General features: G+C 46.2%; 7 protein-coding genes and 1 tRNA gene. 2 read left to right on the top strand and 6 right to left on the bottom strand.

Features of this window, described 5'->3' with window-relative positions; translation table 11 throughout:
* Nucleotides 1–80: 80 nt before the first annotated feature.
* Nucleotides 81–959, bottom strand: coding sequence for an FAD-dependent thymidylate synthase (locus AAAT87_RS01850; RefSeq protein WP_349225452.1), 879 nt, complete (start codon nucleotides 957–959; stop codon nucleotides 81–83).
* A gap of 201 nt (nucleotides 960–1,160) precedes the next feature.
* On the opposite strand from AAAT87_RS01850, the gene tsaA reads away from it, so the two are divergent.
* Nucleotides 1,161–1,841 (top strand): tRNA (N6-threonylcarbamoyladenosine(37)-N6)-methyltransferase TrmO, encoded by a 681-nt coding sequence (gene tsaA / locus AAAT87_RS01845; RefSeq protein ID WP_349225451.1) that lies wholly within the window; start codon nucleotides 1,161–1,163, stop codon nucleotides 1,839–1,841.
* A gap of 298 nt (nucleotides 1,842–2,139) precedes the next feature.
* On the opposite strand, the gene AAAT87_RS01840 is transcribed toward tsaA, so the two are convergent.
* The 5 genes from AAAT87_RS01840 to sppA all read right to left on the bottom strand — a co-directional run bounded on the left by AAAT87_RS01840 (nucleotide 2,140) and on the right by sppA (nucleotide 7,170).
* Nucleotides 2,140–2,212, bottom strand: a tRNA-Phe gene (locus tag AAAT87_RS01840).
* Between the two features lie 139 nt (nucleotides 2,213–2,351).
* A complete protein-coding gene (thiL, locus tag AAAT87_RS01835) occupies nucleotides 2,352–3,464 on the bottom strand; it encodes a thiamine-phosphate kinase (protein WP_295025143.1) in 1,113 nt (370 codons plus the stop codon).
* 23 nt (nucleotides 3,465–3,487) lie between these two features.
* Nucleotides 3,488–4,297 carry a purine-nucleoside phosphorylase gene (locus AAAT87_RS01830; protein ID WP_118310987.1) on the bottom strand — a complete coding sequence of 270 codons (810 nt, stop codon included), beginning with the start codon at nucleotides 4,295–4,297 and terminating at the stop codon, nucleotides 3,488–3,490.
* Nucleotides 4,182–5,351 (bottom strand): tetraacyldisaccharide 4'-kinase, encoded by a 1,170-nt coding sequence (gene lpxK, locus AAAT87_RS01825; RefSeq protein ID WP_295025141.1) that lies wholly within the window; start codon nucleotides 5,349–5,351, stop codon nucleotides 4,182–4,184. Before lpxK ends, AAAT87_RS01830 begins: the two co-directional genes overlap by 116 nt.
* Before the next feature lie 34 nt (nucleotides 5,352–5,385).
* Nucleotides 5,386–7,170, bottom strand: coding sequence for a signal peptide peptidase SppA (sppA, locus tag AAAT87_RS01820; protein ID WP_349225450.1), 1,785 nt, complete (start codon nucleotides 7,168–7,170; stop codon nucleotides 5,386–5,388).
* A gap of 514 nt (nucleotides 7,171–7,684) precedes the next feature.
* Between sppA and AAAT87_RS01815 the strand changes: the two genes are divergently transcribed.
* Nucleotides 7,685–7,957, top strand: coding sequence for a co-chaperone GroES (locus AAAT87_RS01815; protein WP_089544264.1), 273 nt, complete (start codon nucleotides 7,685–7,687; stop codon nucleotides 7,955–7,957).
* Nucleotides 7,958–7,987 lie beyond the last annotated feature (30 nt).

Genomic DNA, 7,987 nt, shown 5'->3' with positions numbered 1-7,987 from the left:
TCTAAATTCAATGCAATTCTTGCTGTAGTACAACAGTAAGACGATTACTCATGCCCATAGGGGTGCTGAGTAGTTACTTTCTATTTTAAATAACCTTTAGCCTTGAACTCTTCCATCAATGGCAAGGCGAGAACCTTGGCATCTGGGTGAGGAGCTCCTGTGGTACCTAAAGCGCGGAGATCGAAGAAATGCTTCCAGTCGCTGATAAATGCGGTATGTACCAACTCAGTGTTGCAATCCAATGGCAGGATGGCACGAGCCTCCTGTGGTTTGCAGCCAGCTTCTATCAATTTCATGTAGGCATATTCTGCAGCCTGGTTGGCGAAGATCCAGGTGTCGAGCTTGCTCCATTCCTGTGCTCTGCCTTCAGCAATGTCGGCGCACATATCTTCCAATCGGTACTCCTCTTTCTCCTGAGAACCATTATAACCTTCTTCTTCTACCCAGGTAGGAAGGTTGATCGTAATTTCATTGTCGAACTTGTTCTTGGAGTAGTTGCAGTAGCGTGTGCTCTGCTCTGCCATAGAGTTGGCACGATGGCGGTTGTACTCACGGGTGATGGCAATCTGTGTGGTAAAATGCACGGTGATGCGGAGCTCGTGCTTTCCTTCCTCATAGTCGCTGAGGTATTTCAAATCATCCAGTGCCTTGTTTTCTGCCAAGACACGGAGATTGGTAGTGATGTAATCCTTGCCATCGATGGTGTGGTAGCGAGAGAACTTGTTGTTTGTATAGAATGGTAACTCCCCATGATTGCATACGAGATAGACTGTGCCATGTTCCAACATTGCATAGTGCTCACTCTGTATCATTCTATCTACGAATGGCTTAGCCGAGTCGTTGGTGGTGTTGTTCTCACTCTTGTAGCACACTCTTCCGGCACGCTCTATCTGCTGATAGATGCCGAGTTCTCCTGGCTTTTGCAGCCAAATCTCATGTTGAGGCCTTTCTATTTTCATTGTTTTCTCTTTTTATATCATTGATTGCTTGTTATTATTACGGTGCAAAGGTACATTATTTTGTGGAGACAACAAAATAATCGAGCGCTTTTTTCGTACTATATATATAATGTACTATATATAATAAGGTGTAATCATTGGAATATATGGAAATATACCCCAGTATATGAAAATAGGAACTAAAATCAATAATATAAAGATATGGAAATAAAACCAATAGCAAGATTCCGTTCTCCGTTCAGCAGCAAGTTTGGTATTCCCAAGCAGGCTGGATTGGTGGCTGAACTGGAAGGACAGATTGTTTTTGAACCCGAATATCGCAATCCGGATTTCCTCAGAGGAATGGAAGGTTTCGATTTTCTCTGGCTTATTTGGGAGTTTTCGGCAAATAAGCATAAGGCGAACAGTCCGGTTGTAAGGCCTCCTGTCTTGGGAGGTAACGAGAAGGTCGGGGTATTCGCTACCCGCAGTCCTTTTCGTCCGAACAACATCGGATTGTCATCCGTGAAAATCTCCCGTATTGAATGGGAAACAAGCAAGGGACCTGTCATTCATGTAAAGGGTGGTGACCTGATGGATGGTACTCCCATCTATGATATCAAGCCTTACGTGGTGTATGCCGATTGTCATTCTGATGCACGAAGTGGATTCGTGGATGATCGGAAATGGGCGAAGCTGGATGTTGAGATTTCCGGGGAAGTAAGGGAATACCTGATTTGCCAGGGATTGAATGATGAGAAGATTGAAATCTTGAAAGAGGTTCTGGCGCAGGATCCTCGTCCGCATTACCAGAAAGACCCTCATAAGGTTTATGGAATGCCTTATGAGGGTCTGGATATTCATTTCTCTGTCTGCGAAAAGACGCTTACCGTTGTAAGGTAAGTGTTTGACGCATTTAGAGAGAATGGTTTGCGATATGGTTCCTTACTTTGCAAAAGTAGCGAAGTTCACATTCTCGAGCTTGATTTTGCAAGTCTCATCGATATCCTTCGCCTTCTGATTGTAGAAGATATAGGTATCCTTGATGGTAATGTCGTGAACCATTCCCTCAGCGCCATGAGCTACGATGCCGTTCTTGCATCCTTCTCTTTCTATGTTGTAACATTTGTTATCTCCTTTTCTGAATACGTAAAAAGGCGGCTCTAACCGAAGTCAGAAACCGCCTAAATGAAAGGAGGAGTGGTACCACCAGGAATCGAACCGGGGACACAAGGATTTTCAGTCCTTTGCTCTACCAACTGAGCTATGGCACCATCTTGCTTTTTGCGGTTGCAAAGGTACAACAAAAATTTTAATTGAGCAAGAGAAAACCAAACATTTTCTCTTGCTTAACGTTTATTAACTTAAATCGTCTCTTTTGGTTTTCTTCCTTAGAGAAGGCGATTCGTAAAACTAGTCTTTCAGAGGATTCCATCCCTGCGCCTTGAGTTCGAATTCCTGACCATCGCGGGTAATGAGGAACTTGCCGAGGCTCTCCTTAGTGATGTAACCAATCTGCTTCACGCCTTCCATTTCCTCAATCTTGGCATGGTCGCCGATAGGAACGGTAAAGAGAAGCTCATAGTCTTCGCCACCATTCATGGCACAGGTAGTGAGATTCATGTTGAATTCCTCTGCCTGAACTGCTGTCTGGTAGTCGATAGGGATATTCTTCTCATAGACACGACAGCCGCAGTTGCTCTGTTCGCAGATGTGCATCAACTCGCTGCTCAAGCCGTCGCTGATATCCATCATAGCGGTAGGGCGGATGCCTGCCTCACGGAGCTGGGCTATGATGTCGCCGCGAGCTTCTGGCTGGAGCTGACGCTGCAGCAGGTATTCCTTGCCGGCGAAGTCTGGCTGGAAGTTACGCATTTCCTGCAAGTCTTTGTTGAGGGCTGCCAACTTCTGGTCGTCACCCTGTGTTTTTGCCTCTGCCATCTTCTTGCGGATGTCTTCTACCTGTCCGTAATATACAGCCTTTTCGCGTTCCAGGAGCTGCAGACCCATATAGGCAGCACCAAGGTCGCCGGTTACACAGATGAGGTCTGTTTCCTTGGCACCGTTGCGATATACGATGTCTTCCTTTGCAGCCTCGCCAATGCAGGTGATGCTGATGGCAAGACCGGTGAGTGAGGAAGTGGTGTCACCACCTACGATGTCAACGCCAAACTTATCGCAAGCCATACGCAGGCCTCTGTAGAATTCATCAAGGTCTTCTACCTTGAAGCGCTTGCTCAGTGCAATGCTTACCACCATCTGGCGTGGCGTTCCGTTCATGGCGAAGATGTCGCTGATATTGACCATGGCACTCTTGTAACCCAGGTGCTGCATATCAATATAGGTCAGGTCGAAATGCACACCTTCCATCAGCATGTCGGTAGTCATCAGCACCTCCTTGTCGGGATAGTGCATCACCGCACAGTCATCGCCTACGCCATAAACAGTAGAGGCATTTTTGTTTTCATATCCTTTGGTGAGATGGTCTATCAGTCCAAACTCACCCAACTTAGCTATATCCAAGATAATTTATAATTTATAATTAATAATTATGATCTGCGAATCATTTCTCGCATAATCTCAGTCATCTTAGGCTGAGCAGCATTGGCAGCAATCTGTACCTCCTCATGGCTTACCTCTACAGGAACGTCGAAGCCGCCTAGGTCGGTGATGATGCTGATGCCGAATACCTTGATACCGCAATGGCGGGCCACGATTACCTCTGGAACGGTGCTCATGCCTACGGCGTCGCCACCCAGGGTTCGGTACATGCGGTACTCTGCCGGAGTCTCGAAGGTAGGACCCTGGACGCCCACATATACACCATGCTGAACAGGAATATCCTTCTCCTTGGCAATCTCGTCGGCAAGATTACGGAGCTGCTTGTCGTATGCCTCGTGCATATCTGGGAAGCGAGGACCGGTAGGGAAGTTCTTGCCACGCAATGGATGCTCTGGGAAGAAGTTGATATGGTCATCGATAACCATCAGGTCACCAATCTGGAACTTAGGGTTCATACCTCCAGAGGCATTGCTTACGAAGAGAGTCTCGATACCCAACTCGAACATCACGCGCTCAGGGAATGTTACTTCCTTCATATTATATCCTTCATAGAAGTGGAATCTGCCTTCCATCGCCATGATGTCCTTGCCGCCCAGCTTTCCGAAGATGAGCTTGCCTGCATGTCCTTCTACGGTAGATACCGGGAAGTTAGGAATTTCACTATATGGGAATTCGTAACTGTCAGTTATTTCTGAAGCTAATTGTCCGAGACCTGTTCCCAGAATGATTGCAGTCTTCGGACTTGTGCTCATCCTTTCTCTTAGCCAGGATGCTGTTTCTTGAATTTTTTCGTACATAGCTTATTATCTTTTCGTTAAAATTATCTTCTTGGTCAAGCATGAAGCTTACCTTGATAGGCAATTCGTACATGCTTTCTTTCACACTCTCGTAGAGTCCTTCTGCCTCTCTCAGTCTCACGGCATCCTTTTCTGTTGTGATGATGATGCGTGGTTCCGGCAAGGCTTCGAATGCCTCATTGATGCGGTCAACGTCTTTGTTCTTGAAGCGGTGATGGTCGCCGAAAGAGAGAGACTTCATCTCCTTGACCATCGGCTTCAGGTCGTGCTCCATCTGTTTTGGAGATGCGATGCCGGTGAGCAGAAGCACGTGATAGTCTTTTGGATCTTTCAGTTCGTTTCCTGTGAAAACACCCTTCAGTGTATCGTAGTCGATGCAGGTGAAGTAGAGTTTCTGGAATGGATAGAGATCCATAGCCTTGGTGAGTACACGAAACTCCATTGGTTTCAGATCCTTTGGACATTTGGTGATAATCACGATGTCGGCACGGCTCTTTCCGCTCAATGGTTCGCGCAGTCTTCCAGCTGGTAGCATCTTGTCGTAGATGATGAGGCGATGGTAATCTACCAGAAGGATATTGATGCCTGGCTTGACATAGCGATGCTGGAAGGCATCATCAAGCAATACCACATCTACATCCTTGGTCTCTTCGTTGCTTTGCAGGTTGTTGATGCCTCTTACTCGTTTGGCATCTACCGCTACGTAGATATCAGAAAACTTCTGGTGCATCTGAAAAGGCTCATCACCGATATCCGACATTTCTGTATTTTCATCTGCAAGTACATATCCGTGGCTCTTGCGTTTGTATCCACGTGACAGCACGGCAATTTTCACCTTGTCGTGCAAGAGGCGAATCAAGTATTCCACATGCGGGGTCTTTCCCGAACCGCCCACGGTGATATTGCCCACCGAGATGACGGGAATCGAGAAGTCGCGGCTCTTCTTCAATCCGATGTCGAAGAGCCAGTTGCGGAATCTTACGATGCTGCCGTATATCCAACTGAGCGGTAGCAGCCAATCGTTGATCTTTATAAGATCTCCTTCTGTTCTCATTTCCTCACTCCTTTTTTATACCTTATTATATATATTAATGTATATTCAGTACGAATGGCATTGCTGCCTGCACTGGTTCTTTCTCCTTGATGTTGCGAATCATCATAAATGGTTGGTAGAGGTCACCCAGTGTGAGTCGTAACTGCTCATCGAGATAGTTGCCGCCGCTGCCTGACAGTCCGTCTAAAAGCTGGTCTATCCAGTCTGCAGGCATAGGATATTCTGTGGTTCCGTAATCGGAAACCTTGGCAAGTTGAGCTGCCTTGGCAACAGCGTCGTCGAGACTGCCAAAACCGTCAATCAGTTTGATGCTCTTGGCGTCGGTTCCGAGCCATACTCTTCCTTGTGCAATCTTCTCCACTTCTTTGGTCTTCATCTTTCTGCCATCAGCCACACGCTGGCGGAAGAGACCATAGCCACGGTTAACATAAGCCTGAAGATGGCCGATTTCTTCTGCACTCCAAGGACGGGCACTGCCGGCACTGCCGTAGGCACTGTTGCGGTTGGTCTTTACCTCGTCATATTTGAATCCCAGCTTCTTGGTCATCAGATCACTGATGTCTGGCAAGGCACCGAAGATACCGATGCTACCCGTCAGTGTTGTTGGCTGAGCCATGATATAGCTGGCACCCATGCTCATATAATATGCACCCGAAGCAGCCATGCCACCCATGGATACCACTACTGGTTTCTTCTTGTTGAGCTGACTGACTGCACGCCAAATCTGTTCTGAGGCATAGGCATCGCCACCACCTGAGTTGATGCGGAGTACCACAGCCTTGATGTTCTTGTCGTTGCCCAGATCCTGCAGATCCTGTATCACGTCATTGCTCACAATCTGCTGCTCGCTGCCGAATGCGCCTGGAGTTGCTACTCTTACGATTTCTCCCTGGCAATAATATACAGCAATCTGGTCGCCAAGAAGGTTACTGTCATCTACGGCTGCATTTACATCACTCATAGATACCTGACAAATCTTCTCATCGGTTTTCAGACCGAGCTGTTTCTTTATTACGTCTCTGATTTCATCATAATAGCAGAATCCATCTACCATCTTTCTGGATTTCAAGAGCTTGGTATCATCGAATGCCATAAGTCCGTCTGCATAGCGATTCAGGGAATCCTTGGATATGTTTCGGCTCTTGCTGACATCTGCCAGAATCTGATTCCAGAGACCTCCGATATATCGGGTAACCTGTTCGCGGTTGGCATCGCTCATCTTGTCCTCTGTGTACATCTCGGTGAAGCTCTTGTATTTGCCCACCTTTACAATGGTGAAGTGAACGCCAAATTTGGCAGCCACATCTTTTATATATTGTGTCTGTGAGGCAATACCGTGCCAATCTACCGAACCTTCCGGGTTCACATATACCTTATTGGCAACCGAAGCCAGGTAATATCCACCTTGGGTCATGGCATCACCATAGGCGATGATCCACTTGCCGCTCTTCTTGAAGTCGGCAAGAGCGCTGCGAATTTCCAGCAATGTAGCGTAGTCTGTGCTCAGAATACCCGTTTCCAGATAGATACCCTTCACCTTATCCTCCTGTTTTGCCTTCTTGATGGCTGAGAGGATATTGTTCATGCCAAGGTTGTTATATTGGTTACCGGTGAGCTGTCCCAACCAGTCGTCGTTTGCCTGGTCACTGATCTGACCTTGCAGCTTCATCACCATCACAGAGTTGTCTTTCAGTGAAGGAGTCTTGCTGCTGTTGCATATCATACCAATGAGTGTGATGACGGCGAGAATCACCATGATGATTCCGAATCCGAAGATACCTACGATGGTAGCGGCTACATTCTTGAAAAATTGCTTCATAATTCTGTCTATATTACGTTGATACCGATTTATTTTTCTGCAAATATAGTAAAAAAGTAACAAATGACAAAGAGAATTGTACAAAAACACCGAAAAATGATGAAAATATAACGTTGTGTTAACGAAAAAATGCTTATCTTCTAAGATGAAAATGAAAAAATCGATTATTTCTTTCGCATTGATGCTCTTTGCCATATCTGCATCAGCGCAATCCACAGCAAGGAAGTTCGTATTCATATCTATCCTTCCGGTGGACATGGATGGGGATTCCGCAATACGGCTCAGGGTTTCCGTTATCATGCCCAGATGCTGGATGACCTTACAACCTGGCTTCAGCATTTTTAGGTAAAGGCTGACAGAAATGTCAGTAGATGTGTTGTTGTGAGCGTGCCAAAGTGTCAGTTTTGACGCTTTGGCACGCTTTTCGTATAGGGTGAGGGTGTCTGGCGTATGCCCGAATAGGCTGAAGTGAAGACGAAAAATAGAAGTAATAACAAATTAAAATATAAGAATCATGAATATTAAACCATTAGCAGATAGAGTGCTGGTACTTCCTGCACCAGCTGAAGAAAAAGTAGGTGGAATCATAATCCCTGATACAGCAAAGGAGAAACCACAGCGTGGTAAGGTCGTTGCTACAGGTAAGGGTACCAAGGATGAAGAGATGATTCTCAAGGAGGGCGATACTGTTCTCTATGGTAAGTATGCTGGTACTGAACTTGAGTTTGATGGTGCTAAGTATATGATGATGCGCCAGAGCGACGTTCTCGCTGTGGTAGAAGAGTAGTTTTAAAGGTAAAAAGATAAAAAAGTAAAA

The organism is Segatella sinensis (assembly GCF_040095255.1).
In the GTDB taxonomy this organism is placed as follows: domain Bacteria; phylum Bacteroidota; class Bacteroidia; order Bacteroidales; family Bacteroidaceae; genus Prevotella; species Prevotella sinensis.
The sequence above is the reverse complement of the archived record's forward strand: the minus strand, read 5'-3'. Positions and strand labels throughout refer to the sequence as shown.

What these genes read in the sequence shown, in the direction of transcription:
- AAAT87_RS01830 (WP_118310987.1), bottom strand. Translation starts at nt 4,297, where the DNA reads ATGTACGAAAAAATTCAAGAAACAGCATCCTGGCTAAGAGAAAGGATG.
- sppA (WP_349225450.1), bottom strand. Translation starts at nt 7,170, where the DNA reads ATGAAGCAATTTTTCAAGAATGTAGCCGCTACCATCGTAGGTATCTTC.
- AAAT87_RS01815 (WP_089544264.1), top strand. Translation starts at nt 7,685, where the DNA reads ATGAATATTAAACCATTAGCAGATAGAGTGCTGGTACTTCCTGCACCA.
- AAAT87_RS01850 (WP_349225452.1), bottom strand. Translation starts at nt 959, where the DNA reads ATGAAAATAGAAAGGCCTCAACATGAGATTTGGCTGCAAAAGCCAGGA.
- tsaA (WP_349225451.1), top strand. Translation starts at nt 1,161, where the DNA reads ATGGAAATAAAACCAATAGCAAGATTCCGTTCTCCGTTCAGCAGCAAG.
- lpxK (WP_295025141.1), bottom strand. Translation starts at nt 5,351, where the DNA reads ATGAGAACAGAAGGAGATCTTATAAAGATCAACGATTGGCTGCTACCG.